We start from the raw sequence: 24,923 nt of genomic DNA, 5'->3' as shown, positions 1-24,923 counted from the left end.
AAGGCGCTTCTTGCCCAGTTCCCTGTGTCGGGGCAGGGCGGAAGCGCGGGTCGACGGGACGTTCGGCCCGAGCGTGCGGCAGCGTACCGGCCCGATGCTCGTCCGCGCCGTCGAAGATCCGCGTACCGCCCAGCGGAAGGGCATCCTGACCTGCCCGATAGGGTGACCCGGTGACCGAGCCCGCGCCTGTCGCCCGCATCGTCGTCCTCGTCTCCGGCTCCGGAAGCAACCTCCAGTCGTTGCTGGATGCCGCCGCCGACCCCGCGTACGGCGCGCAGGTCGTGGCGGTCGGCGCGGACCGTGACGGCATCGCGGGCCTGGACCGGGCGGAGGCGGCCGGGGTGCCGACCTTCGTCGAGCGGGTCCGTGACCACGACACCCGGGAGGACTGGGACGCCGCGCTCACCGCGCACGTCGCGAAGCACCAACCCGACCTGGTCATCTCCGCCGGTTTCCTCAAGCTGGTCGGGCCGCGGTTCCTCGCCGCCTTCGGTGACCGTTACCTGAACACCCACAACACCCTGCTGCCGGCGTTTCCCGGCATTCACGGCCCACGGGACGCCCTCGCCTACGGCGTGAAGCTCACCGGGGCCACCCTCTTCTTCGTCGACGCCGGCATGGACACCGGGCCGATCGTCGCGCAGGTCGCGGTGCCGGTCCTCGACGACGACGACGTGGACACGCTCACCGAGCGCATCAAGGAAGCCGAGCGACGCCAGCTCGTCGAGCAGGTCGGTCGCCTGGTCCGCGAAGGCTGGACCATCACCGGAAGGAAGGTCACGGTTCCGTGAGTCCCACTCAGGACGGGCGCCGCCCGATCAGGCGGGCGCTGGTCAGCGTCTACGACAAGACCGGGCTTGTCGAACTGGCCCAGGCCCTGCACGCGGCCGGCGTGGAGATCGTGTCCACCGGCAGCACAGCGGGCACCATCGCCGCCGCCGGGGTGCCGGTGACGCCGGTGGAGACGGTGACCGGGTTCCCCGAGGTGCTCGACGGCCGGGTGAAGACCCTGCACCCGAAGGTGCACGCGGGTCTCCTCGCGGACCTGCGCAAGGACACGCACGTGGCGCAGCTCGACGAGCTGGGCGTGGCGGCGTTCGACCTGCTGGTCTCCAACCTGTACCCGTTCCAGGCGACGGTCGCGTCCGGCGCCGGCGTCGAGGAGTGCGTGGAGCAGATCGACATCGGTGGCCCGGCCATGGTGCGGGCCGCCGCCAAGAACCACGCCTCGGTCGCCGTGCTCACCGACCCGACCGCTTACCCGGCGCTGATCGGCGCGCTCAGCGAGGGTGGGTTCACAGTGGCCCAGCGCCGCGCGCTGGCCGCGCGGGCGTTTGCCGACATCGCCGAGTACGACGTCGCGGTGGCCCGGTGGTGCGCCCAGGAGTTGGCGCCCGCCGACGACACCTGGCCGACGTTCGCCGGGTCCGCGCTGCGCAAGTCGACGGTGCTGCGCTACGGGGAGAACCCGCACCAGCCCGCCGCGCTCTACACCGACCCGGACGCCCCGGCGGGGCTGGCCCAGGCCGAGCAGCTGCACGGCAAGGAGATGTCGTACAACAACTACGTCGACGCCGACGCCGCCTGGCGGGCCGCCAACGACTTCGCCGACCAGCCGGCGGTGGCGATCATCAAGCACGCCAACCCGTGCGGCATCGCGGTCGGCGCGGACGTCGCCGAGGCGCACCGCCTGGCGCACGCCTGCGACCCGGTGTCGGCGTTCGGCGGCGTCATCGCTGTCAACCGGCCGGTCTCGGTCGAGCTGGCCCGGCAGGTCGCCGAGATCTTCACCGAGGTGGTGGTCGCCCCCGGCTTCGACGAGGGTGCGGTCGAGGTGTTGCAGGGCAAGAAGAACATCCGGCTGCTGCGGGCACCGGCCTGGACGCCGGCCCTTGTGGAGTCGCGGCAGGTGACCGGCGGTGTGCTGACCCAGGTCGCCGACCGGGTGGACGCCCCCGGCGACGACCCGGCGAACTGGCGGTTGGCGACCGGCGAGGCCGCCGACGAGGAGCTGCTGCGGGACCTCGCGTTCGCCTGGCGGGCGGTCCGCGCGGTGAAGAGCAACGCGATCCTGCTCGCCAAGGACGGCGCCACCGTCGGGGTCGGCATGGGTCAGGTCAACCGGGTCGACTCGGCGCAGCTCGCGGTCACCCGCGCCGGTGCCGACCGGGCCCGCGGCTCGGTTGCCGCCTCGGACGCGTTCTTCCCGTTCGCCGACGGCGCGCAGATCCTCATCGACGCCGGTGTCCGTGCCATCGTGCAGCCCGGCGGCTCGATCCGCGACGAAGAGGTCATCGAGGCGGCCCGGAAGGCCAACGTAACGATGTACCTGACCAACACCCGCCACTTCTTCCACTAGCCCGACCCCCCACCCACCCCAGCCCACCGCAAAACGGGTTGATCATGGGGTTGACGGGCGACAGACGGGACGAAACGGCCCGTCAACCCCATGATCAACGGGGTTGACGGGCCGTTTCGGGCTCAGCTGATGGGGCGCAGCTCGGCGAAGTGGCAGGCGGACGGGTGGGGGTCGGCTGCCCTCGGGACCGTTGCCGGGTCTTCGAGGGCGCAGATGTCCTGGGCCTTCCAGCACCGGGTCCGGAAGTGGCACCCGCTCGGCGGGTCGGCCGGGCTCGGCACGTCGCCGACCAGCCGGATCATGTTGCGCTGGTCGCGGGCCTCCGGGTCCGGCACCGGCACCGCGGAGAGCAGAGCCTGGGTGTACGGGTGGGTGGCCCGCTCGTAGATCTCGTCCTCGGTGCCGATCTCCACGATCCGGCCGAGGTACATCACCGCCACCCGGTCGGCGATGTGCCGCACCACGGACAGGTCGTGGGCGATGAAGATGTACGACAGCCCCAACTCGTCCTGGAGCTGCTTCAGCAGGTTGATCACCTGAGCCTGGATGGAGACGTCAAGCGCCGACACCGGCTCGTCGCAGACGATCACCTCGGGCCGCAGGGCGAGCGCGCGGGCGATGCCGATGCGCTGCCGCTGACCGCCGGAGAACTGGTGCGGGTACCTGTTGATGTGCTCCGGGTTGAGCCCCACCAGGTCGAGCAACTCCTGGACCCGCTTCTGCTTGCTGCCCTTCGGGGCGGCATCCGAGTGGATCTCGAACGGCTCGCCGATGATGTCGCCGACGGTCATCCGCGGGTTCAGTGAGGTGTACGGATCCTGCATCACCATCTGCATGTTGCGGCGTACCCGACGCAGCTCGCCCCCGGAGGCCTTGAACAGGTCCCGACCTTCCAGGGTGGCCCGGCCGGAGGTGGGCGTCTCCAGCCGCATGAGCAGCCGGGCGAGGGTGGACTTGCCGCAGCCGGACTCGCCGACCACGCCCAGCGTCTCGCCCCGACGCAGTTCGAAGCTCACCCCGTCGACGGCCTTCACCGCGCCGATCTGCCGCTGGAACAGGACGCCCTGCGTGATCGGGAAGTGCTTCACCAGGTTGTCGACGGAGAGGATCGTCTCGCCGCGGACCTTGGTCGGGTTAGCGGGCGACGCTGTCATCACGGACCTCCTGCGCGAAGTGGCAAGCGCTGGTCCGGCCGTCGCCGAGGACCAGGTCGTGCGGTACCACGTCCACGCAGACCTGCTGGACGTACGGGCACCGGGGGTGGAACGGGCAGCCGGACGGGATGCGCATCAGGTTCGGCGGCAACCCCTTGATCGTCGACAGTTCCGTGCCGCGGACGTCCAGGCGCGGGATCGACTCCAACAAACCCTTCGTGTACGGGTGGGCGGGCGCCTTGTAGAGCGAGCGGACGTCGGCGTGTTCGACGATCCGGCCGGCGTACATGACAGCGATCCGGTCCGCGACACCGGCGACCACACCCAGGTCGTGGGTGATCAGGATCATCGCCATGTCGCGTTCCCGGCGCAGGTCGGCGAGCAGGTCCATGATCTGGGCCTGGACTGTCACGTCGAGCGCGGTGGTGGGCTCGTCGGCGATCAGCACCTTCGGGTCCAGCGCCAACGCCATGGCGATCATGACGCGCTGTCGCATGCCGCCGGAGAACTGGTGCGGGTAGTCGCCGATCCGCTTGGCGGCCCCCGGGATCTTGACCAGGTCCATCAGCTCGATCGCGCGACGCCGGGCGTCGGCCCGGGACATCCCGGCGCGCTGGCGCAGCGTCTCGCCGATCTGCCAGCCGACCGGGAAGACCGGGTTCAGGGCGGAGAGCGCGTCCTGGAAGATCATCGCGATCTCCGTGCCGCGTACCTGCCGACGCTGCTCCTCGGAGCGGGTGAGCAGGTCCTGACCCTGGTAGAGGATCTGGCCGGAGCGGACGAACGCCGGCGGGGTGTCCAGGATGCCCATGATCGCCTGGGCGGTGACCGACTTGCCCGAGCCGGACTCGCCGAGCACGGCAAGCGTCTCGCCGGCGTCCAGGTGGTAGGACACGCCGTTGATCACCCGGGCTACGCCCTCGTTGGTGCGGAACTCGACGTGCAGGTCCCGCAACTCCAGCAGGTGGCCGCCCTCGGGCGTGGCGGAGGCGGGTGTGGGTTGAACGGTCATGGATTTCTCACCGCAGCTTCGGGTCGAAGGCGTCACGGATCGCGTCGCCCAGCATGATGAACGCCAGCACGGTCAGCGCGAGGAACGCCGACGGGACGATCAGCGGGGTGGCGGCCTCCCGCATGTGGATGCGGCCGGTGTCGATGTCCTGGCCCCACGAGATGGTCGGCGCCTTCAGGCCGATGCCCAGGAAGGAGAGCGTCGCCTCGGCCGCGATGAACGAGCCGAGCGCGATGGTCAGCACGACGATGACCGGGGCCAGCGAGTTCGGCAGGATGTGCCGCCACATGATCCGGCTGTTGCCGGCGCCGAGCATCCGGGCCGCCGCGACGTAGTCCTGTTCCTTGGCGGTGATCACCGAGGAGCGGACCACGCGGGCGGCGGTGGTCCAGCCGAGCAGGGCCAGCACGAAGACGACAGCGCCGATCCGGGCCCACTGGTTGTCGCTGGACACCCGCTTGAGCAGCACGATCGCGGCCAGCAGCAGCGGGATGCCGAGCACCACGTCGATCACCCGGGAGAGCACCGCGTCGACCCAGCGGCCGAAGTAGCCGGCCAGCATGCCGATCACCAGCGCGATGATCCCGGTGCCGAGCGCGGCGAGCGCGCCGACAAGCAGCGAGGCGCGGGTGCCGTAGACCGCCCGGGAGTACGTGTCGCAGCCCTGGAAGTCGTACCCGAAGATGGCCCCGCCGGACGGCCCGGCGTGCTGCCGGGAGAGCAGGCAGTCGTTCGGGTTGTTGGCGGTGAACACCCCGGGGAGCAGCGCCATCAGGGTGAAGATGACGACAAGCGCCAGCGAGATCCAGAAGATCGGGTTGCGGCGCAGGTCGCGCCAGGCGTCTCCGGCCAGGCTGCGGGGCTTGTTCGCGGCACCGACCTGGTTGGGTGTGCCCGGCTCGCCCGAGGGGCCACGGCGCGCGGCCTGGTTCTCGCTGGCCGCCACCGTCTCGAAGTCACTCATGCCCGCACCTCGCTGCGCTCGGCGCCGGCAGGAGAGCCCCGGCGCGCTGCGCTGACGATTCGTTCGCTGCGCTCACTCATAGCGGATCCTCGGGTCGAGTACGGCGTACAGAACGTCCACCACCAGGTTCGAGATCAGGTAGACCACGACGAGCACGCTGACGATGCCGACCACCAGGGGGCCGTCCTCGGTGCGGATGCCGCGGAAGAGGTTGAAGCCCACGCCGGGGATGTTGAAGACACCCTCGGTGATGATCGCGCCGCTCATCAGGTTGCCCAGTTCCACGCCGAGGAAGGTGACCACCGGGATGAGCGAGTTGCGCAGCACGTGGACGACGACGATGCGGCGCTTGACCAGGCCCTTGGACCGGGCGGTCCGGACGTAGTCAGCGCGCAGGTTCTCCGCTACCGAGGCCCGGGTGAGCCGCAGCGCGGTGGCCAGCGACAGCGAGCCGAGCACGATGCCGGGCAGGAGGAGTGCGTAGAACGTCGGGTCGGAGCCGGCGGTGGGTGGGAAGAGCTGCCACCTGACGCCCAGGAAGTACTGCGCCAGCGGTGCCAGCACGATCGTCGGGATGCCCAGCACCAGCAGGGTCAGGACCAGCGTCGAGTTGTCGAAGATGCTGGCCCGGCGGATGCCGGCGAGCACACCGGCGGTGACCCCGAAGATGATCGCCACGGCGAGCGCGATGAGCGCGAGCCGGACGGTGACCGGCCAGGCCTGCTGGAGGATGTCGCCGATGTTCCGACCGGTGAGCGACTCGCCCAAGTTGCCCTGGAGCAGGTTCTTCACGTAGTCGAAGTAGCGGTAGAAGAAGCCGCCGACGCCGGTGGCGTCCAGGTGGTACTTCTCGGTCAGGTAGGCCCGTTGGGCCGGCGTCACCGGCCGCTCACCGGCGAGCGCCTGGATCGGGTCGCCCTGCCCGGCGAATGTCAGCGCGTAGACGATCAGGGTGGTCCCGAAGAACGCAAGGACCATCTGCAGTAGGCGCCGCAGGATGTAGCGGAACATGCTTAGCAGTCTCTCCGGAAATGTGCGAAAGGGTCGCAGGACGGCATCTCTGGTCGTACCCGAAATATCCGAGACGTGCCGTCCGGCCCGGGGAAGCCGGCACCACCGACGCCGGGTCCGCTACCGCGACCCGGGCCGGTGGTGCGGTCGGGCCACCCGGGCGTCGTCGCCCGGGTGGCCCGCACCATGGTCAGCTCAGCTGGCCGCTTCGATCTTGACGAGGTTGACCCGCTGGAACAGGTCCATCTCCACGTTCTTGACCTTGGACGAGTGGCCGAACACGTTCTCGCCGAAGCGGAGCGGGATCACCGGCATGTCCTTGGCCAGGATGTCCTCCGCCTGCTGGTACTTGGCGATCGCCTCGTCCTGCGTCTTGGCGGCGGCACCCTCCTTGACCAGCCTGTCGAACTCCGGGTTGCTGTAGCCGTAGTAGTTCGACGAGCCGTTTGTGCTGTACAGCGGGCCGAGGTAGTCCTCCATGGTCGGGTAGTCCATGACCCAACCCATCCGGAACGCACCCACCGGCGTCTTCTTCTCGACCTTGGTCAGCAGGTCGGCGAACTTCGGCTCGGCCACGCCGACGGCGTCGACACCCAGGTTGGCCTTGAGCTGGTTGACGGTGGCGTCGACCCAGTCCTTGTGACCGCCGTCGCCGTTGTACGAGATGACGATCTTCGCCGGGCCGCCAGCGGCCTGGTAGAGCTTCTTGGCCTCGGTCGGGTTGAACTCGCCCGCCGTGCCAGTGGTGTTCTCCCGGTAGCCCGGCAGCACCGGCGAGACGAAGGAGCGTGCCGGCGTCTGCGAGCCCTTGAAGACCGACTTGGTGATCTCGTCACGGTCGATCGCCATCGAGATGGCCTTACGCACGTCCGGCTTGCTGTAGTCCTTGTCGAACGTCGGGAACGCGAGGAACTGGAACGACGACATCGGGCTGGTCTGGTACCTGTCACCCAGGTCGCTCGGCGCGGTGCTCAGGCTCTCGGTCGGGATCGTCGGCAGCACGTCCAGGTTGTCCGCCTGGACGTCCGCGTAGGCCGCGGTGAGCTGCTGGTAGATCCGGAACTCGATGTCCTTGACCTTGGGCTTCTCGCCCGGGAAGGCGTCGTAGCGCTCAACGTCGATCTTGCTGTCGTGCTGCCAGGTGCCCTTCATCTTGAAGGGGCCCTGCCCGATCGGCGCCTGCTCGTAGCCGTCCTTGAGCACACCCGGAGCCGAGAACGCGGCGTCCGGCAGCGGGAAGAACGCGTTGTAGCCCAGCGTGGTCTTGAAGTCGATGTACGGCTCCGACAACGTCACTGTGAACGTGGCGTCGTCGACCTTCTTCAGCCCGGACAGCTCCTTGGCCTTCGGCGTCTTGCCCTGGAGGTCCGCGTAACCAGCGATCTTGTCGAAGAAGGCGTTGGTGTCCTGGCCGTTGGGGGCGTACGCGCCGTAGTTCCAGGCGTTGATGTAGTTCTGGGACGTGACCTTCTCACCGTTGTGGAAGGTGAAGCCGTCCTTGAGCTTGATCGTCCAGACCTTGTTGTCGGACGAGGTGACCGACTGCGCGGCGACCTCGTACGGCTTGTTCTGGGCGTCGTAGTCGACGAGCGGGCTGAACAGGCCGGCGAGCACCTGCGACCCGGACGTCTCGGTGGTGTTTGTGGGAACCAGGTGCTTCGGCTCGGCGATCTGAATGCTGACCGCCGACGTGCCGCTGCCGCCGGATCCACCGTCTCCGCCGCTGCCGCAGGCCGCGAGGCCCAGCGTCACCGCGAGCGGGAGGGCGGTCCAGGCGGCGAGTCTACGAACTCGCATTGAGCCTCCTCATCTCCTCACGCTGCGCAGTCAGGCCCGACGCTGGGTTACGCTGCGCAACAAGCGGCAACGGTAGGTCGGCGACCGGTCTTCGGCAACGAGGCGGTTGCGGGTGGGTAACGGTCCGGCACCGCCGGGCTTGCCGGACAGCTGTCGACCTGCTAGCGGAATTCGGTCCGAACGCCTTGGAACTGCGAATATTCGGCCGATCAACGTTCTCGTTGGGTCATCGTCGGCCATCCTGGCGCACTCTCGGCCTGCCGTCCGGTTCCTGCCGCACTTCGTCGCCCTGTCTGGTTCGACGGTGACCGAATCCACTACCTGTGACTGAGAGTGACTACCGCCACGTAACTGAAAGTCACACTCGGTCCCGCCGCATGCGGTCGTCCGAACGCCGGCACGCGGCCGTGAGACGATCTGGTGGTGACGGCGACGCTTCTGGACGGCAAGGCAACCGCGGCGGAGATCAAGGACGAGCTGCGGATCCGGGTGAAGGCACTCGCGGAACGCGGCATCACCCCCGGGCTGGGCACGGTCCTGGTCGGCGCGGATCCGGGCAGCCAGGCGTACGTCAACGGCAAGCACCGCGACTGCGCCGAGGTGGGCATCGCCTCGATCCGGCGGGAGTTGCCCGCCGACGCCACCCAGCAGCAGGTCGACGACGTGCTGGCCGAGCTGAACGCCGACCCGGCGTGCCACGGCTACATCGTCCAACTGCCGCTGCCGGCCCACCTCGACACCCAGCGGGTGCTGGAGTTGATCGACCCGGACAAGGACGCCGACGGCCTGCACCCGGTCAACCTGGGCCGGCTCGTGCTCGGCTACGACGGCCCGCTGCCCTGCACCCCGCGCGGCATCGTCGAGTTGCTCCGCCGCCACGACGTGGCCCTGCGCGGCGCCACGGTGGCAGTGGTCGGTCGGGGCAACACCGTCGGCCGACCGCTCGGCCTGCTGCTCACCCGCCGCAGCGAGAACGCCACCGTCACCCTGTGCCACACCGGCACCCTCGACCTCGCCTCGCACACCCGGGCCGCCGACATCGTCATCGTGGCGGCCGGCGTACCGGGCCTGCTCACCGCCGACATGATCAACCCGGGCGCGGTCGTTGTCGACGTCGGCATCACGCGGGTGATCGGCGCGGACGGCAAGGGTCGCTACACCGGTGACGTGGATCCGGAGGTGGCCGAGAAGGCCGGCGCGTTGGTCCCCATGCCGGGCGGCGTGGGTCCGATGACCCGGGCCATGCTGCTCACCAACGTCGTGGAGCGCGCCGAGCGCGGCTGACCCCGCGCGGAACCAGGACGGCGGTGACGTTCGCCCCATCCCGGCGATGGCCGCCGCCCCTGGCCCGATCGGTGCCAGGATGACTGATACGGTCCGGAAAACCGACTGGTATCAGGGAGTGGGACGACCATGGGTAAGAAGGTCACTGTCGTCGGGGCTGGCTTCTACGGCTCCACCACCGCACAGCGCCTGGCCGAGTACGACGTCTTCGACACCGTAGTGATCACCGACATCGTGGAGGGCAAGCCCGCGGGCCTCGCGCTCGACCTCAACCAGTCGCGGGCCATCGAGGGCTTCGAGACCAAGGTGGTCGGTGCCACCACCGGCCCCAACGGTGAGGGCTACGAGGCCATCGAGGGCTCCGACGTCGTCGTGATCACCGCTGGTCTGCCGCGCAAGCCCGGCATGAGCCGGATGGACCTGCTGGAGACCAACGCCAAGATCGTCCGGCAGGTCGCCGAGAACGTCGCCAAGTACGCGCCGAACGCCGTCGTCATCGTGGTCTCCAACCCGCTGGACGAGATGACCGCGCTGGCGCAGCTCGCCACCCAGTTCCCGAAGAACCGGGTGCTCGGCCAGGCCGGCATGCTCGACACCGCCCGGTTCAGCAACTTCGTCGCCGAGGCACTGACCGTGCCGGTGGCGTCGGTCCGCACGCTGACCCTGGGTTCGCACGGCGACACCATGGTTCCGGTCCCGTCGAAGAGCACCGTCAACGGCAAGCCGCTGCGTGACGTGATGCCGGCCGAGCAGATCGAGGAGCTGGTCGTCAAGACCCGCAACGGTGGCGCCGAGGTGGTCGCGCTGCTCAAGACGGGTTCGGCGTACTACGCCCCGTCCGCCGCCGCAGCCCGGATGGCGAAGGCCGTCGCCGAGGACTCCGGCGAGGTCATGCCGGTCTGCGCGTGGGTCGACGGTGAGTACGGCATCTCCGGTGTCTACCTCGGTGTCGAGGCCGAGATCGGCGCCGAGGGCGTCAAGCGGGTCGTCGAGACCGACCTGGACGCCGACGAGCGCGCCAGCCTCCTGGCGGCGGCCGAGGCCGTCCGCGCCAAGCAGGGCGACATCTCCAGCATGTGATCCCCGCAAGCCGCTTCGGCGAAGGGCGCGTCGGCTGTGCCGGCGCGCCCTTCGCCGTCCAGGCCCCATCTCCGCCGACCCCTGATCAGGCGGGTAGGGGTGGGTGGTGGACGGGGGTGAAGGGCGCGGACAGGTGGGGGGTGGCCAGCAGGGTGGGGGAGTGGGTGCGGAGAGCCGCCAGCCGGGACCGGCGGGCCTGCTCCGGGTCCACCTCGTGGGCGTAGCACAGCTCGGGGTCGACGAGTTGCACGGCGTGGACCAGCAGGTCGCCGGTGATCAGCAGCCGCTCGTCGGCAGCGGTCAGCAGCACCGACTGGTGGCCGGGGGTGTGGCCGGGGGTGGGCAGCAGGCGTACCGCCGGGGTGAGGGTGGTCTCGCCGTCGACCTCCCGGAGCTGGCCGGCGGCGCGCAACGGCGCGATCAGGCCGGCCGGCAGCTCCGGATTGAGCGTCTGCGCCGCGTCGAGGTCGGCCCGCTGCACCAGGTAGCTCGCGTTCGGGAAGTACGGCCGGCCCGGCGTGCCGGTCACGGCCCAGCCGATGTGGTCGGTGTGCAGGTGGGTGAGCACGACGGTCTCGACGTCCGCGGGGTCGATGCCGGCGGCGGCCAGCTCGGCGGGCAGCCGGCCCGGTACGGGCGCCCAGCCCGAGGCCAGTGAGTCGGCCGGCCCGATGCCGGCGTCGACAAGGGTGACCGGCCCGTCGCCGGAACGGATCGCGAAGCTGCGAAACCGCAACCACCACTGCCCGTCGGCGGTCACCGCGCCCGGGTCGCGTCGGTCGGCCTCCCGCCAGTGAGCCGCCGTGGCGTGCGGAAACGCCTCGGTGCGGGGTTGGAAGAACGCGCCCTCGGAGTCGGTGAGCGCGGTGACCGTGATAGACCCGAGGGTGCGGCTCAGTGGCATCGGGTGATGGTGCCAGGGAATCCTGTGCCGTGCAGCCCGCTTCCGCCGGCCGACCGAGGCCGGGTGGGGGCCGCCGGTCCAATTGCAGTACGCTCGTACTGCTTGAGCACGTGTCCCCCGAGAGGAGCGCCGGCCGATGGCGAAGATCAAGGTAAACAACCCGGTCGTGGAGCTCGACGGCGACGAGATGACCCGGATCATCTGGAAGCAGATCCGGGAGCAGCTGATCCTGCCCTACCTCGACGTCGACCTGCACTACTACGACCTGTCGATCCAGCACCGCGACGAGACCGACGACCAGGTCACCGTTGACGCCGCCAACGCCATCAAGGAGCACGGCGTCGGCGTCAAGTGCGCGACCATCACCCCGGACGAGGCCCGGGTGGAGGAGTTCGGCCTGAAGAAGATGTGGCGGTCGCCGAACGGCACGATCCGCAACATCCTCGGCGGCGTCGTCTTCCGTGAGCCGATCATCATGTCCAACGTGCCGCGGCTGGTCCCCGGCTGGACCAAGCCGATCATCATCGGCCGGCACGCCCACGGTGACCAGTACAAGGCCACCGACTTCGTCGTCCCCGGCCCGGGCACGGTGACCATCACCTACACCCCGGCCGACGGCGGCGCCCCGATGGAGATGGAGGTCGCCAACTTCCCCGGCGGCGGCATCGCCATGGGCATGTACAACTACGACGAGTCGATCCGGGACTTCGCCCGGGCGTCGTTCCGGTACGGCCTGGACCGCAACTACCCGGTCTACCTCTCCACCAAGAACACCATCCTCAAGGCCTACGACGGCCGGTTCAAGGACATCTTCGCCGAGGTGTTCGAGACCGAGTTCAAGGACGAGTTCGCCGCGGCCGGTATCACCTACGAGCACCGGCTCATCGACGACATGGTCGCCGCCGCGCTCAAGTGGGAGGGTGGCTACGTCTGGGCCTGCAAGAACTACGACGGTGACGTGCAGTCCGACACCGTCGCGCAGGGCTTCGGCTCGCTGGGTCTGATGACCTCCGTCCTGCTCTCCCCGGACGGCCGGACCGTCGAGGCCGAGGCCGCGCACGGCACCGTCACCCGGCACTACCGGCAGTGGCAGAAGGGCGAGAAGACGTCGACGAACCCGATCGCGTCCATCTACGCCTGGACCCGGGGCCTGGCCCACCGGGGCAAGCTGGACGGCACCCCGGCGGTCACCGAGTTCGCCAACACGCTGGAGCAGGTCATCGTCGACACCGTCGAGGGCGGCCAGATGACCAAGGACCTCTCGCTGCTCATCTCGCGGGACGCCCCGTGGCTGACCACCGACGAGTTCATGAACGCGCTCGACGAGAACCTGGCCCGCAAGATCGCCGCCTGATCCAGGCGTACCGCGTCATCGGAGCCCGCCGGCACCAGCCGGCGGGCTTCGGCGTGTCCGGCGCTGACGCGCCGGTCGGCGTCACCGCCGTCGGCGCGCCTCGTTGACCAGGATGGACGAGATGCCAGTCGCGTCCGAGGAAGGTTGACCACGGTCGACCCGCGGCACCCGTGCGCCGATCAGCCAGCCTTCCCGGCTGTGCCGTGCACAGCCAGCCGTCCCTTCCCTGCGGGGGGCCCTGTCCCGGGCCCCCCGCGCCCTGTTTCCGCTCAGTTCCGGCAGCGCCGCCAAGACTCAGGCGGCCCGCAGCAGGTCGGCGGCGCGCTCGGGGGAGATGTCGTTGATGAAGACGCCCATCCCGGATTCGGAGCCCGCCAGATACTTCAGCTTGTCCTTGGCCCGCCGGATGCTGAACAGCTGCAGGTGCAGGTGGCCCAACTCGCGGTCGATCCGCACCGGCGCCTGGTGCCAGGCCGAGATGTACGGCATCGGCATGTCGAACAGACCGTCGAAGCGGCGCAGCAGATCCAGGTACAGCGGCCCGAAAGCGTCCCGCTCGCTGTCGCTGAGCGCCGGAATGTCCGGCACCACCCGGTGCGGCGCGACGTGCACCTCGAACGGCCAGCGGGCAGCCGCCGGGACGAACGCCGTCCAGTGCTCGTTCTCGGCGACCACCCGGTCACCGGTCGCGCGCTCGGCGGCCAGCACGTCCGCGTACAGGTTGCCGCCGGTGCGTTCCGCGTGCCGGCGTGCCGCGGCCAGCAGCGCGCGGGTGCGCGGCGTCACGAAGGGGTACGCGTAGATCTGCCCGTGCGGGTGGTGCAGCGTCACGCCGATCTCGACGCCCCGGTTCTCGAAGCAGAAGATCTGCTCCACGCCGGGCAGCTCGCCGAGCACCTCGGTGCGGTCGGCGAGCGCGTCCAGGACGGTGCGGACCCGGCGCGGCGGCAGGCTGGCGAAGGAGGCGTTGTGGTCGGAGGTGAAGCAGACCACCTCGCATCTGCCGAGCCCCGGTCGCACCGGCGTGAACGGGGTGATCTCGCCGGGCTCCTCGGCGACCCGGCCGCTGAGCGACGGGAACCGGTTCTCGAAGACCACCACGTCGTAGTCGGGGGCGGGGACTTCGGTCAGCCGGTCACCCACCGACGGGTCGAGGGGGCACTCGTTCGCCGGCGGAAGGAAGGTGCGGGTCTGCCGATGCACGGCCACCGCCACCCACTCGTCGGTCAGCGGGTCGTAGCGCAGTTGGGACGCGGGGGGCGGCGGCGGCAGGTCGCGGCGGTCCGGCTGGTCGCGGACCGCGTCGTCGCGCTCGTCGAAGTAAATCAGTTCCCGGCCGTCGGCCAGGTCGATCGCGGTGCGTTTCACTGCGCCGCCCCCTCACTCGTCGGCGTGCGCGTCGCGCGGCCCGCCCCTGTCGCTTCTACCATGATCAATTCGCCCACCTGTTCGCCGAGTACCCGTCGTGCCGGCGGAGGCAACCGGTCGTCGCTGACCAGTACGTGTGCTGCCGCCAGCTCGACGATCGAGGAGATGCCCACAGTGCCCCACTTGGTGTGGTCGGCGAGCACCACCAACCGGTCCGCAGCGGCTACGAGCGCCCGGTCGGTCTCCGCCTCCATGAGGTTCGGGGTGGTGAAGCCGGCCCGCTCGGTGATGCCGTGCACGCCCAGGAAGAGCAGATCCAGGTGCAGTGCCCGGACGGCCCCGACCGCGAGCGGGCCGACAAGCGCGTCCGACGGGGTGCGTACGCCCCCGGTGAGCACCACCGTCTGGTCCGGTCGACCACCGGCGTGCAGGATCTCGGCCACCGGCAGCGAGTTGGTGACCACGGTCAGGCCGGGCACGTCCACCAGCTTGCGGGCCAGTTCGGCGGTGGTGGTGCCGGCGGAGAGCGCGACCGCCGCGCCCGGCCGGACCAGTTGGGCCGCCCGATCCGCGATGGCGGCCTTCTCCGCGAGCTGGCGGACCGACTTGGCGTGAAAGCCCGGCTCGTCGGTCGAGCTCGACCCGGCCGCGGTGGCGCCGCCATGGACCTTGGCCAGCAGGCCACGGTCGTGCAGGGCTTCCAGGTCCCGGCGGATGGTCATGTCGGAGACGCCGAACTCGCTCGCCAACTCACTCACCCGGACGCCGCCGGTGGACCGGACCCGCTCCAGGATGGCCGCCTGCCGCTGCTGAGCGAGCATTCGCCGTGCCTCCCGGGGGTCCCCGTACTCTCACGCGCTCAAACGTGTTCCAACAAAGACGAACACTAGCGCGTAGCGAACGGTGGCCGCGCGGCGGCTACGGAAACACCTCAGGAAGAAGCGATCTTCAGCTCCACCCAGCCGGTCTCGGTCAGCTGGTGCAGGACTGCCTGCACCGCGTCCGCGACGCTGAGATCGGTGGTGTCCAGCACCAGGTCGGCGTCGCTCGGCTCCTCGTACGGGTCGTCGATGCCGGTCATCCCGGTGAGCAGGCCCGCTCGCGCCCGCGCGTACAGGCCCTTGCGGTCCCGGCGCTCACACACCTCCAGCGGAGTGGCGACGTGCACCAGCACGAAACCCGCCCCCGCGGCCAGGGCCATCTCACGGGCGGCGGCACGGGCCGCCGCGTACGGGGCGATCGGGCAGCAGATGCCCACCCCCCGGTGCCGGGCGATCTCGGCGGCCACCCACCCGATCCGCCGGACGTTCATGTCCCGGTCGGCCTTGCTGAAGCCCAGCCCGGCGGTCAGCTCCCGGCGCACCACATCCCCGTCGAGCAGGGTCACCGTGCGGTCGCCGCTCTCCCGCAACGCGTCCGCCAGCCCGCGGGCGATCGTCGACTTGCCGGAGCCGGAGAGGCCGGTCAGGAAGACCACCAGCCCTCGGTGCCGGCGCGGTGGCCGGGCCCGGGCCAGCTCCCTCGCCACGGCCGGCGGGGTGTGCCACTCCGGCAGGGGGAAGCCTCGATCCAGCAGGTCGTCGATCTCCTGCTGGGTCAGCGCGAGCCGACGGTTGCGCGGTGGGATGTCCTCCCGCCAGCGCCACTGCCCGTCCCTGTTGTCGTAGGCGAGCTCGCGCGGCACCAGCACCCGCAACCCGGCGCCGGAGAGCATCTCCCCGGTGGAGAGCAGGTGGGTGACCCCGTACGCGGCGGACACCCGGGCGCGCAGCAGCGCGTCGCTGATCTCCTCCCGCCGGTGCGACAGCGGCACCGCGATCACGGTGGCGGGCGGCATCCGGTCCCGGGCGGCGAAGATGGTGCGCACCAGTGCCTCCGGCGGAAGCCCGCCGACACCACCCTCACCGACCGGGATCATCACGAGCAGGTGCGCGGCCAGGGTGCGGGCGGCGTGCGCGATCTGAGCGAGCTGTGGACGGTGCAACGGCCGGTCGGCGATCACACCGAGCACCCGACCCGGGGGCAGCAGCGCGCGGACCTCCTCCGGGCTGCGGCGCAGTCGCTGGAACGGGCCGTGCCCACCGTCGCCCAGCCGCCGGACCTGGCCGCCGACCCCGGCCACGCCCTCGCGTACCGGCCAGACGTCGGCCACGTCCACTGCCGCCGCCGGCGCGCCCTCGCCGTCGGTCAGCACCAGCGCCCGGCGGGCCGGGTCGCGCGGGTCGAAGCCCTGGGCCAGCGCGGCCGGCACCTGGAGGGTCACCGCGACCTGCCACGGAGTGCCGTCGGCCAGTTGGCCGCGCCGGCTGACCGACACCAGGTCGGCACGGGTCATGAAACCAGTAAGGGGGGCGTACGCACCGGTCAGCAGCAGCTCCAGATCAGCGAGCTCACCGGGACGCGGCGTGTACGCCGGTGCGTCCCGCAGCACCTCGTCGGGCAGCACCCAGCCGTTGCTCATCCACACCCCCCACTCGCTGACCGGCACACAGTTTCGCAGCCGACCGCCGATCGGTCGAGGCCGCCACTCCACGACCCGGTCGGGCGGATCGGCACCGGCTCCGCCGGCCGTCGCCGACCGCATCCGACTCCACCTCGAACCGGTCGCCGTGACGGGCGTGCGCGATGTCCGGGTGACGCGGGCGCGACCCACCGCCGGCCGGGAGGTGAATGGTGTCACCCCGGATGGGCGTTTCCCGAGGCGGGGTCGCGCCGGACACGCCACCGGCGACAACGGTCCCGCCGTTCCCGGCGGGGGACCTTAGGGGTCCGTCGGGGCAAGGATCAGGGGAGCGCCGGGGGCGCGCCGCTGTCCGCGGTGGGTGTCGACTCCCTACGCTGGCAGCGTGACACTGATCGCGACCCAGTCGCTCACCAAGACGTACGGAGGTCGGGTCACCGCGCTCGCCGACCTCACCGTCGCCGTCGAGCCCGGGATCATCGGCCTGGTGGGCGCGAACGGCGCCGGAAAATCCACGCTGATCAAGATTCTGCTCGGCCTTATCGCCCCGACCAGCGGTCAGGTCTCGGTGCTCGGCATCGACCCGTCCGCCGACCCGGCGGCGGTCCGTGCCCGCGTCGGCTACATGCCCGAGCACGACTGCCTCCCGCCCGACCTGTCCGCCGCCGAACTGGTCACCCACCTCGGTCGAATGAGCGGTCTGCCCCGCACCGCCGCCCGCGAGCGGGCCTCGGAGGCGTTGCGGCACGTCGGGCTCTACGAGGAGCGTTACCGCCCGGTGGGCGGCTACTCCACAGGCATGAAGCAGCGCGTCAAGCTGGCCCAGGCGTTGGTGCACGACCCCGATCTGCTGCTGCTCGACGAGCCGACGAACGGCCTGGACCCGGCCGGCCGGGACGCCATGCTGGCGCTGGTGCACCGGATCGGCACCGAGTTCGGCATCTCCGTGCTGGTCTGCTCGCACCTGCTCGGCGAGGTGGAGCGGATCTGCGACACGCTTATCGCCATCGACGGCGGCAAACTGCTGCGCGCCGACCACATCTCCGCGATGACCTCGGCCACCGACGTGCTCGCCGTCGAGGTCAGCGAGGGCACCGAGGAACTCGCCGCCCGGCTCGCCGAGCTCAAGCTGCCGGTGGCGCGGGACGGACGACTGCTCCTCGTGCCACTCGCCGACGACGGCACCTACGACCTGATCCTCGGCGCGGTCGCCGAGCTTGACCTGCCACTGCACCGACTGGACCAGCGCCGGCACCGGGTGGCCGAACTCTTCGCCACGAGGGAGCTCTCCCATGCCTGAGCCGTCTTCCGCCGCCGTGCGGTCAACGCCGACCGGTGTCATCCACGACATCGGCTACCAGCGTTACGAGGGCCCGAGGCTCAGCCGGCGACACGTCTTCGGCGCGCTCTACGGGCACGGGCTGCGCACCACGTTCGGCCTCGGACGCAGCGCCAAGGCCAAGATCTTCCCGTGGCTGGTGGTCGGCATCGTCAGCCTGGTCGCGGTGGCCCTGGCCGCGGTCCGCAGCCAGATCGGCGAGCCGGTCGCCACGTACGCCCAGTTCGCCGACGCGATGAGCTGGCTGGTCATCTTCTTCGTCGCGGTGGCCGCGCCCGAGTTGGTCTCCCGGGACCTGCGCAGCGGCGTCCTGCCACTGTATTTCTCCCGACCGCTGCCGCGCGGCGACTACGCGCTGGCCAAGCTGCTGGCGCTTGTCACGGCGCTCTGGCTGCTGCTCGGTGGGCCGCAGTTGCTGATGTTCCTGGGTGCCGCGTTCACCACCAAGCAGGGCATGCGCGGGGTCTGGAACGAGCTGCTCGACCTGCTGCCCGGCCTGCTCTACGCCGGACTGTGGGCGGTGGTCTTCGCCTCCATCGGGCTGCTTGTCGCCTCGCTGACCGGCAAGCGCGCCTTCGCCGCCGGTGGGGTGGTCGCGGTCTTCCTGATGACCACCCCGATCGTGGGGGTGCTGAGCATCCTGCCGTCGCACACCGCCAACGAGCTGGCCGGGCTCGCCTCGCCCTCCACGCTGGTGCAGGGGGTGGGCATCTGGTCGCTTGGTGACCTGCTGGTCGAGGGCGATCCGGGCGAGATGATGATCGGCGGGTTCGGCCCGGTCTACGCCCTGGCCGCAGTGCTGTTGGTCGCCGGCGCGACCGCCCTCCTGCTGGTCCGCTACCGGAAGGTCGCCTCCTGATGAGCACGCTGAGCCTGACCGGGGTGTCCCGGTGGTACGGCAACGTGGTCGCGGTCAACGACATCAGCATGGCCCTGGGCCCGGGCGTGACGGGCCTGCTCGGCCCGAACGGCGCCGGCAAGACCACCCTGCTGCACATGATGGCCGGGTTCCTCGCCCCGTCGCGCGGCACTGTCACCCTCGACGACCAGCCGACCTGGCGCAACCCGGACGTCTACCGGCGGTTGGGGCTGGTCAGCGAACGCGAGGCGGTGCAGGGCTTCCTCACCGCGTACGAGTTCGTGCTGGCCAGCGCGAAGCTGCACCGGCTGGCCGATCCGGCGGCGGCCGCCCGACGGGCGATCGACCTGGTGGAGCTGGAGTCGGCGCAGGATCGCCGGATCGGCACGTACTCCAAGGGCATGCGCCAACGGGCCCGGGTGGCCGCCGCGTTGGTGCACGACCCACAGGTGCTGCTGCTCGACGAGCCGTTCAACGGGATGGACCCGCGCCAGCGCCTGCACATGATGCAGTTGCTGCACACGCTTGGCGACGCCGGCCGGACGATTCTGTTCAGCTCGCACATCCTGGAGGAGGTCGAGCAGGTCTCCGGGACGGTGCAGGTGATGGTTGCCGGACGGTTGGCGGCCTCCGGCGACTTCCGGACCATCCGCCGGTTGATGACCAACCGCCCGCACGTCTTCGCGGTGCGTTCCACTAACGACCGGGCGCTGGCCGTCGCGTTGATCGCCGAGCCGTCCGTCAGTGGCGTCGAGTTGGACCCCACCGGCCTGACCGTGCGGGCCGGTGACTACGGCGCCTTCACCCGGGCACTACCCCGGATCGCGCTCAAGCAAGGCATCCGGGTGCGCCAGCTGGTGCCGTCCGACGAGTCTCTGGAGAGCGTCTTCTCCTACCTGGTGGAGGCCTGACATGTCGACAATTACCTGGATCACCGCGCGCGGGCTGTTCGGCCGGCGTCGGTTCCTGCTGCTGCTTCCGCTGCCGTTGGTGCTGCTCGGGCTGGCCATCCTCTGCCGGTCGCTGGGGGTGGACCCGGGCGAGTGGGCGCCGCCGGTGCTTGTCGGCCTCGGGCTGGCCGTGGTGCTGCCGGTGGTGGCGCTGATCATCGGCACGGGTGTGTTGGGCGCCGAGATCGACGACGGCACTGTCGTGCACATCCTGACCAAGCCGCTGCCGCGCTGGCAGATCGTGCTGCCGAAGCTCGCCGTTGCCGCCGGGGTCACCGCGGCCACCGTCGCGGTGCCGCTCTACGTCGCGGGCGTGCTCGCCGATTCGGTACGCCTCGGACTGGCGTTGGCGGTCGCGGGGACGCTCGGCGCGCTGGCGTACTCGGCGTTGTTCCTCGCGCTCAGCCTGGTCACCAGGCGGCCGGTGCTGCTCGGCCTGGTCTACGTGCTGATCTGGGAGGGGCTGCTCGGCAACTTCGTCAGCGGCACCAAGGTGCTCTCCATCCAGCAGTACGTGATCGCCCTCACCGACCGGATCGCCCCCACCGGGCTGTTGGAGACCACCGTGTCGGTGCCGGTGGCCTCGGTGATGACCGCGCTGGTCAGCGTCGGCTTCACAGTGCTGGCCATCGACCGTCTGCGCTCGTTCAGCGTGGCCGGCGAGACGAGCTGAGAGCGGTGCGAGACGGTGCTCCGGCCAGCCACACCCCGGCGGTAGGGCTGGCCGGATGGACCGGTCGGCCCCCGCCGGGCGAGGCTGTTGGGCGTGAGCGTCGAAGCGGAGCGGACGTCGTTGGCTGAGCCGTACTCCCGGAGCAGTCGGCCGTGGCTGACCAGTCTGGCGGTGGCCGGACTGGCCAGCGCCACTGTCGCGACGGCTGCCCAGGGCACCGGCCAGTTCCACTGGTGGGCCGTGTTCATCCTGATCCCGGCCGCGTTGATCGCGGCCAGCGGCGGCCCGTTGCTGGCTCGGGGCGGCGGCCGGGCCTTCGCCGGGTACCTGCTCGCCTGCGTCGGCACCCTGGTGTTCGCGGTGGGCGCGTTGCTGATGTTCGGCGTCATGGGGCGGGGTTGGCCGTTGCTTGTGGTGCTGCCCTGCCTGGCGGTCGCCGGCACCTACGTGTGGCGGGCGGCCCACCCGCTGGCCCGCGGCCTGCACCGGGCGGTGGCCCTGCTCGCGCTGACCGGCGCGTTGCTCGGGCTGACCCTGCAACTGATCCGGGTGGACCTCATCGAGTTGGAGACCGGCTGGTGGGGCGCGTTCCTGATGCTGGCCGGGGCCATCGTGCTGGGCAACGCGGGGGAGTTGACCCGGCACCGGATGCCGTACCGCCTCCAGGCGATCACCCTGCTGGTCGGGCCCGCCGTTGTCGCGTTCCTGCTCGGGTTGCGCTTCCTGCGCGGCTGGTGACGGTGCCCGCCGCCGCCCCCGGGGGGTGGGCGGCGGCGGACACCGGTCAGAACGCGCAGGCGATGACCAGCTCCGGGGTGCGGTCGGGAAGCATGTCGAGTTTGCCGATCCGGCCGGCCGCCCGTAGGTCGTCGGCGACGAGGGTGAGCTGCTCCAGAAGGGCCGCCGGGCCGAGCGCCTCGGCCAGCGGCACCTCCGCCCTCATCGACAGCTTCCGCTCCGACTTGGCCCGCCGCACCTGACTCAACGCGTCGCCGGCGAGCCGCAGCAGCGCCGGGTCACCCGATCCCTCGATCGACCGGGCCACCTCGTAAGTGGTGGGCCACGGCGCGCGGTGCACCGAACCGTACCGCCACCACGACCAGACCTCCTCGGTCACGTAGGGCAGCACCGGGGCGAACAGTCGGAGCTGCACCGAGAGCGCCGAGGCCAGCGCCGCCCGCGCCGAGTCGGCGGCCGCACCGGTGCCGTACGCCCGCTCCTTGACCAACTCGATGTAGTCGTCGCAGAACCGCCAGAAGAACGCCTCGGCCGCCTGCAACGCGGCAGTGTGGTCGTACGCGTCGAGGGCGGTGCTCGCCGCGGTGACCACGGTGGTCAGCTCGGCGAGCATGGCCCGGTCCAGTGGGGTGGTCGCCACTGCCCGCAAGGCGTCCCCGGCGCCCAGGCCGAGCGCGAACTTGGACGCGTTCAGCAGTTTGGTCGCCAGCCGGCGGCCGATCTTGATCTGCGCCGGGTCGAAGGCCAGATCCATGCCGGGCTTGCCGCTTGCCGCCCAGTAGCGCACCGCGTCCGAGCCGTGCTGCTCCAACAGGGCCAGCGGGGTGACCACGTTGCCCTTGGACTTGGCCATCTTCTTGTGGTCCGGGTCGAGGATCCAGCCCGAGAGCACGGTGTCCCGCCACGGCAGCACCCCGTGCTCGAAGTGCGAACGGACCACTGTGTCGAAGAGCCAGGTCCGGATGATCTCCTGCCCCTGCGGGCGGAGGTCCATCGGAAAGACCTGCGCGAACAGCTCCGGGTCGGTTTCCCAGCCACCGACGATCTGCGGGGTCAGCGACGAGGTGGCCCAGGTGTCCAGCACGTCCGGGTCACCGATGAAACCGCCCGGTCGGCCGCGCTGCGACTCGTCGTACCCGGGCGCCGGGTCGCTTGATGGGTCGACTGGCAGCGCCGACTCGTCCGGCGTGAGAGGGTGGGACCAGTCCGGCTCGCCAGTGCTGTCGAGCCGGTACCACACCGGCACCGGCACCCCGAAGAAGCGCTGCCTACTGACCAGCCAGTCCCCGGTCAGGCCGCCCACCCAGTTGTCGTAGCGGTGCTTCATGTGCGCCGGCACCCAGTGCAGCTCCGCGCCCCGGGCCAGCAGCGTGCCCCGCAGGTCGGCGTCCCGGCCCCCGTTGCGCAGATACCACTGTCGAGTCGAGACGATCTCCAGTGGGCGGTCGCCACGCTCGTAGAACTTGACCGGATGCGTGATCGGGCGTGGCTCGCCGACCAGGTCACCCGCGTCGGCCAGCATCGCGACGATCTCCCGGCGGGCGCCGTTGACGGTCTGCCCGGCCAACGCCGCGTACGGCTGTGCCGGCACCCCGGCCGGCGGCTCCGCGAGCAGCCGGCCGTCGCGGCCGATGACCACGCGCGTGTCGAGTCCGAGATCCCGCCACCAGGTCACGTCGCTCAGGTCGCCGAAGGTGCAGACCATCGCGATGCCGGTGCCCTTGCCCGGGTCGGCGAGCGGGTGGGCGTACACCGGCACCTCGACGTCGAACAGTGGGCTGCGCACTGTCGTGCCCACCAGGTCGGCGTACCGCTCGTCGTCGGGGTGACAGACCAACGCCACGCAGGCGGGCAACAGCTCCGGTCGGGTGGTGTCGATCTGCACCTCGCGCCCGTCCGGCCCGGCGAACCGCAGCCGGTGGTAGGCGCCGGGGCGCTCCCGGTCCTCCAACTCCGCCTGGGCCACGGCGGTGGCGAAGCCGACGTCCCAGAGCGTCGGCGCCTCCGACTGGTACGCCTCGCCGCGCAGCAGGTTGCGCACGAACGCCCGCTGACTCGTGGTGCGGGCGATCCGGCCGATCGTCGTGTAGGTCAACGACCAGTCCACCGAGAGCCCGAGCCGCCGCCACAGCGACTCGAAGGCCTGCTCGTCGGTGACCGTCAGCCGTTCGCACAGCTCGATGAAGTTGCGCCGGGAGAGTGGGGTGGGGTCGCGGCGGGCCGCGTCGTCGACCGGAGTCGCCGGCGGCCGCCACACCGGGTCGTACGCCAGCGCCGGATCGCAGCGCACCCCGTAGACGTTCTGCACGCGGCGCTCGGTGGGGAGGCCGTTGTCGTCCCAGCCCATCGGGTAGAACACCGTCTTGCCGCGCATCCGCTGGTATCGCGCGACGATGTCGGTGTGCGTGTACGAGAACACGTGCCCCATGTGCAGCTCGCCCGATACGGTCGGCGGCGGGGTGTCGATGGCGTACACGTCCCTCCGCGTCTTCGCGCGGTCGAACGCGTACGTGCCCTCCTCCTGCCAGTGGCGTGCCCAGCTCTCCTCGAGCCCGTCCAGGGTCGGACGCTCGGGGACGCCGGCGCGGGCCGTCCTCGCCGTATCGGTCATCCTGCGATCGTAGGCACCGCGAGGGTGCCGGACCACGCAGTTACGACCGGGACACGAGGGCCGGTGGCGCCGGGCAGGTCGGCTACCTGTCGTCGGCCGGAGGTTCCGGGTGCAGCCGGTGGGCTATCGCCGTCAACTGGCGGACCAGATCGCTGTGGCTGTCCGCCGCCCAGGCCACGCAGACCCGGTTGGGGCCGATGTCGGCGATCACGCTGTGCCGCACGTCGGGGCGGCTGTAGAAGAGCGCCGTCGACAGGGGCAGGACCACCACGCCGCGCCCGGCCGCGACGTACTCCAACTTCTCCTCCACGGTCCGTACGGACCGCTCCGGCAGCCGTTCGCCGGCCCGCATCCCGGCGGCGACGTCCCGCCATTCCGGCACCGCCTCCGGGTCCTGGAGCAGGTGCTCGTCGGCGAGGTCGTGGATGCTGACCCGCTGCTTGCCGGCCAGCCGATGGTCGGCCGGTACGACTACTACCCGTGGCTCGTCGAAGAGCGGCTCCAGGGCGAGGTCCCGGGGGTCCAGCGGCAGCCGGACGTAGCCGGCGTCGACCCGTCCGTCCCGGATCATCTCGGTCTGGTCGTCCCATCCGGTACGCACCACCTCGACCTCCAGTCCCGGATTGGCCTCGCGCAGCGCGCGAACCTCGGCGGTGACGGTGAGGCCGGGCATGAATCCGAGCCGGAAGGTGCGGGCACCGCCGCGGGCGGTGTCGAGCACCCTGCGACGCAGCGCGTTGGCGCGGGCCAGCAGTACCGTCCCGTCCGCCCGCAACTGCTCGCCGGCGGCGGTCAGCGCGGTGTGGCGTTGGTTCCGGTGCAGCAGTTGGGTGCCCAGTTCGCGTTCCAGCGCCCGGATCTGGCGGGACAGCACCGGCTGGGCGATGCGCAGTTCGGTGGCGGCCCGACCGAAATGCAGGTGCTCGGCGACGGCCAGGAAGTAGCGCAGTTTCCGCAGGTCGAGGTCGGCGTCCACATCAATACCCTACGGGTATCACAGCTGAC

The 24,923-nt window shown here is 70.7% G+C and carries 21 protein-coding genes; 10 read left to right on the top strand and 11 right to left on the bottom strand.

The window, feature by feature from the left end; genetic code table 11:
* Positions 1-170: 170 nt before the first annotated feature.
* Positions 171-791, top strand: coding sequence for a phosphoribosylglycinamide formyltransferase (purN, locus tag ACQPWW_RS30210; protein WP_433127230.1), 621 nt, complete (start codon positions 171-173; stop codon positions 789-791).
* Positions 788-2,359: a bifunctional phosphoribosylaminoimidazolecarboxamide formyltransferase/IMP cyclohydrolase gene (gene purH / locus ACQPWW_RS30205; RefSeq protein WP_433127229.1), complete on the top strand. Its 1,572-nt coding sequence runs from the start codon at positions 788-790 to the stop codon at positions 2,357-2,359. The genes purN and purH overlap by 4 nt, the downstream gene beginning before the upstream one ends.
* A gap of 122 nt (positions 2,360-2,481) precedes the next feature.
* Here purH and ACQPWW_RS30200 read toward each other — a convergent pair whose 3' ends face one another.
* The 5 genes from ACQPWW_RS30200 to ACQPWW_RS30180 all read right to left on the bottom strand — a co-directional run bounded on the left by ACQPWW_RS30200 (position 2,482) and on the right by ACQPWW_RS30180 (position 8,297).
* Positions 2,482-3,513, bottom strand: a complete 1,032-nt coding sequence (locus ACQPWW_RS30200) for an ABC transporter ATP-binding protein (RefSeq protein ID WP_433127227.1) — start codon at positions 3,511-3,513, stop codon at positions 2,482-2,484.
* Positions 3,494-4,525, bottom strand: a complete 1,032-nt coding sequence (locus ACQPWW_RS30195; protein ID WP_433127226.1) for an ABC transporter ATP-binding protein — start codon at positions 4,523-4,525, stop codon at positions 3,494-3,496. Before ACQPWW_RS30195 ends, ACQPWW_RS30200 begins: the two co-directional genes overlap by 20 nt.
* A 7-nt stretch (positions 4,526-4,532) precedes the next feature.
* Positions 4,533-5,489 carry an ABC transporter permease gene (locus ACQPWW_RS30190; protein ID WP_433127225.1) on the bottom strand — a complete coding sequence of 319 codons (957 nt, stop codon included), beginning with the start codon at positions 5,487-5,489 and terminating at the stop codon, positions 4,533-4,535.
* 72 nt (positions 5,490-5,561) lie between these two features.
* A complete protein-coding gene (locus ACQPWW_RS30185; RefSeq protein WP_433127224.1) occupies positions 5,562-6,500 on the bottom strand; it encodes an ABC transporter permease in 939 nt (312 codons plus the stop codon).
* 195 nt (positions 6,501-6,695) lie between these two features.
* Positions 6,696-8,297 carry a peptide ABC transporter substrate-binding protein gene (locus ACQPWW_RS30180; RefSeq protein ID WP_433127222.1) on the bottom strand — a complete coding sequence of 534 codons (1,602 nt, stop codon included), beginning with the start codon at positions 8,295-8,297 and terminating at the stop codon, positions 6,696-6,698.
* A gap of 423 nt (positions 8,298-8,720) precedes the next feature.
* Here ACQPWW_RS30180 and ACQPWW_RS30175 point away from each other — a divergent pair, with 423 nt between their 5' ends.
* Both ACQPWW_RS30175 and ACQPWW_RS30170 read left to right on the top strand, forming a co-directional pair.
* Complete coding sequence (locus ACQPWW_RS30175; RefSeq protein WP_433127221.1) at positions 8,721-9,581, top strand: bifunctional methylenetetrahydrofolate dehydrogenase/methenyltetrahydrofolate cyclohydrolase; 861 nt, start codon at positions 8,721-8,723, stop codon at positions 9,579-9,581.
* Between the two features lie 129 nt (positions 9,582-9,710).
* Positions 9,711-10,661, top strand: a complete 951-nt coding sequence (locus ACQPWW_RS30170; protein WP_433127219.1) for a malate dehydrogenase — start codon at positions 9,711-9,713, stop codon at positions 10,659-10,661.
* Positions 10,662-10,746: 85 nt separating this feature from the next.
* Here the strand turns inward: ACQPWW_RS30170 and ACQPWW_RS30165 are convergent, their stop codons facing one another.
* Positions 10,747-11,565 carry an MBL fold metallo-hydrolase gene (locus ACQPWW_RS30165; protein ID WP_433127218.1) on the bottom strand — a complete coding sequence of 273 codons (819 nt, stop codon included), beginning with the start codon at positions 11,563-11,565 and terminating at the stop codon, positions 10,747-10,749.
* Between the two features lie 136 nt (positions 11,566-11,701).
* Between ACQPWW_RS30165 and ACQPWW_RS30160 the strand changes: the two genes are divergently transcribed.
* A complete protein-coding gene (locus tag ACQPWW_RS30160) occupies positions 11,702-12,919 on the top strand; it encodes an NADP-dependent isocitrate dehydrogenase (protein ID WP_393372301.1) in 1,218 nt (405 codons plus the stop codon).
* A 294-nt stretch (positions 12,920-13,213) separates the two neighbouring features.
* Here the strand turns inward: ACQPWW_RS30160 and galT are convergent, their stop codons facing one another.
* The 3 genes from galT to cysC all read right to left on the bottom strand — a co-directional run bounded on the left by galT (position 13,214) and on the right by cysC (position 16,748).
* Complete coding sequence (gene galT, locus ACQPWW_RS30155) at positions 13,214-14,287, bottom strand: galactose-1-phosphate uridylyltransferase (RefSeq protein WP_433127216.1); 1,074 nt, start codon at positions 14,285-14,287, stop codon at positions 13,214-13,216.
* Complete coding sequence (locus ACQPWW_RS30150) at positions 14,284-15,108, bottom strand: DeoR/GlpR family DNA-binding transcription regulator (RefSeq protein WP_433127215.1); 825 nt, start codon at positions 15,106-15,108, stop codon at positions 14,284-14,286. Before ACQPWW_RS30150 ends, galT begins: the two co-directional genes overlap by 4 nt.
* 110 nt (positions 15,109-15,218) lie before the next feature.
* Positions 15,219-16,748 (bottom strand): adenylyl-sulfate kinase, encoded by a 1,530-nt coding sequence (gene cysC / locus ACQPWW_RS30145; protein WP_433134672.1) that lies wholly within the window; start codon positions 16,746-16,748, stop codon positions 15,219-15,221.
* 385 nt (positions 16,749-17,133) lie between these two features.
* Here cysC and ACQPWW_RS30140 point away from each other — a divergent pair, with 385 nt between their 5' ends.
* The 5 genes from ACQPWW_RS30140 to ACQPWW_RS30120 all read left to right on the top strand — a co-directional run bounded on the left by ACQPWW_RS30140 (position 17,134) and on the right by ACQPWW_RS30120 (position 21,307).
* Positions 17,134-18,048 (top strand): ABC transporter ATP-binding protein, encoded by a 915-nt coding sequence (locus ACQPWW_RS30140; RefSeq protein ID WP_433127213.1) that lies wholly within the window; start codon positions 17,134-17,136, stop codon positions 18,046-18,048.
* Positions 18,041-18,946: an ABC transporter permease gene (locus ACQPWW_RS30135; RefSeq protein WP_433127211.1), complete on the top strand. Its 906-nt coding sequence runs from the start codon at positions 18,041-18,043 to the stop codon at positions 18,944-18,946. The genes ACQPWW_RS30140 and ACQPWW_RS30135 overlap by 8 nt, the downstream gene beginning before the upstream one ends.
* Entirely contained in the window at positions 18,946-19,857 is a 912-nt protein-coding gene (locus ACQPWW_RS30130) for an ABC transporter ATP-binding protein (RefSeq protein WP_433127210.1), read from the top strand. Before ACQPWW_RS30135 ends, ACQPWW_RS30130 begins: the two co-directional genes overlap by 1 nt.
* Before the next feature lies 1 nt (position 19,858).
* Positions 19,859-20,569, top strand: a complete 711-nt coding sequence (locus ACQPWW_RS30125) for an ABC transporter permease subunit (RefSeq protein WP_433127208.1) — start codon at positions 19,859-19,861, stop codon at positions 20,567-20,569.
* A 93-nt stretch (positions 20,570-20,662) separates the two neighbouring features.
* The gene (locus ACQPWW_RS30120) at positions 20,663-21,307 is read left to right on the top strand and encodes a hypothetical protein (RefSeq protein WP_433127206.1); all 645 of its coding nucleotides are present in this window, start codon (positions 20,663-20,665) and stop codon (positions 21,305-21,307) included.
* 46 nt (positions 21,308-21,353) lie between these two features.
* On the opposite strand, the gene valS is transcribed toward ACQPWW_RS30120, so the two are convergent.
* Both valS and ACQPWW_RS30110 read right to left on the bottom strand, forming a co-directional pair.
* Complete coding sequence (valS, locus tag ACQPWW_RS30115) at positions 21,354-23,918, bottom strand: valine--tRNA ligase (protein WP_433127204.1); 2,565 nt, start codon at positions 23,916-23,918, stop codon at positions 21,354-21,356.
* 82 nt (positions 23,919-24,000) lie between these two features.
* Positions 24,001-24,894 (bottom strand): LysR family transcriptional regulator, encoded by an 894-nt coding sequence (locus tag ACQPWW_RS30110; protein WP_433127202.1) that lies wholly within the window; start codon positions 24,892-24,894, stop codon positions 24,001-24,003.
* Positions 24,895-24,923 lie beyond the last annotated feature (29 nt).

This window comes from Micromonospora sp. CA-240977, from assembly GCF_050942285.1.
GTDB lineage: Bacteria > Actinomycetota > Actinomycetes > Mycobacteriales > Micromonosporaceae > Micromonospora.
This window is presented reverse-complemented; position numbering and strand designations above follow the sequence as displayed.

Coding starts and splice junctions, on each gene's coding strand:
- ACQPWW_RS30125 (WP_433127208.1), top strand. CDS start 19,859: ATGTCGACAATTACCTGGATCACCGCGCGCGGGCTGTTCGGCCGGCGT.
- ACQPWW_RS30135 (WP_433127211.1), top strand. CDS start 18,041: ATGCCTGAGCCGTCTTCCGCCGCCGTGCGGTCAACGCCGACCGGTGTC.
- ACQPWW_RS30130 (WP_433127210.1), top strand. CDS start 18,946: ATGAGCACGCTGAGCCTGACCGGGGTGTCCCGGTGGTACGGCAACGTG.
- ACQPWW_RS30150 (WP_433127215.1), bottom strand. CDS start 15,108: ATGCTCGCTCAGCAGCGGCAGGCGGCCATCCTGGAGCGGGTCCGGTCC.
- ACQPWW_RS30185 (WP_433127224.1), bottom strand. CDS start 6,500: ATGTTCCGCTACATCCTGCGGCGCCTACTGCAGATGGTCCTTGCGTTC.
- ACQPWW_RS30200 (WP_433127227.1), bottom strand. CDS start 3,513: ATGACAGCGTCGCCCGCTAACCCGACCAAGGTCCGCGGCGAGACGATC.
- ACQPWW_RS30170 (WP_433127219.1), top strand. CDS start 9,711: ATGGGTAAGAAGGTCACTGTCGTCGGGGCTGGCTTCTACGGCTCCACC.
- valS (WP_433127204.1), bottom strand. CDS start 23,918: ATGACCGATACGGCGAGGACGGCCCGCGCCGGCGTCCCCGAGCGTCCG.
- ACQPWW_RS30190 (WP_433127225.1), bottom strand. CDS start 5,489: ATGAGTGACTTCGAGACGGTGGCGGCCAGCGAGAACCAGGCCGCGCGC.
- ACQPWW_RS30180 (WP_433127222.1), bottom strand. CDS start 8,297: ATGCGAGTTCGTAGACTCGCCGCCTGGACCGCCCTCCCGCTCGCGGTG.
- cysC (WP_433134672.1), bottom strand. CDS start 16,748: ATGAGCAACGGCTGGGTGCTGCCCGACGAGGTGCTGCGGGACGCACCG.
- ACQPWW_RS30195 (WP_433127226.1), bottom strand. CDS start 4,525: ATGACCGTTCAACCCACACCCGCCTCCGCCACGCCCGAGGGCGGCCAC.
- ACQPWW_RS30160 (WP_393372301.1), top strand. CDS start 11,702: ATGGCGAAGATCAAGGTAAACAACCCGGTCGTGGAGCTCGACGGCGAC.
- ACQPWW_RS30165 (WP_433127218.1), bottom strand. CDS start 11,565: ATGCCACTGAGCCGCACCCTCGGGTCTATCACGGTCACCGCGCTCACC.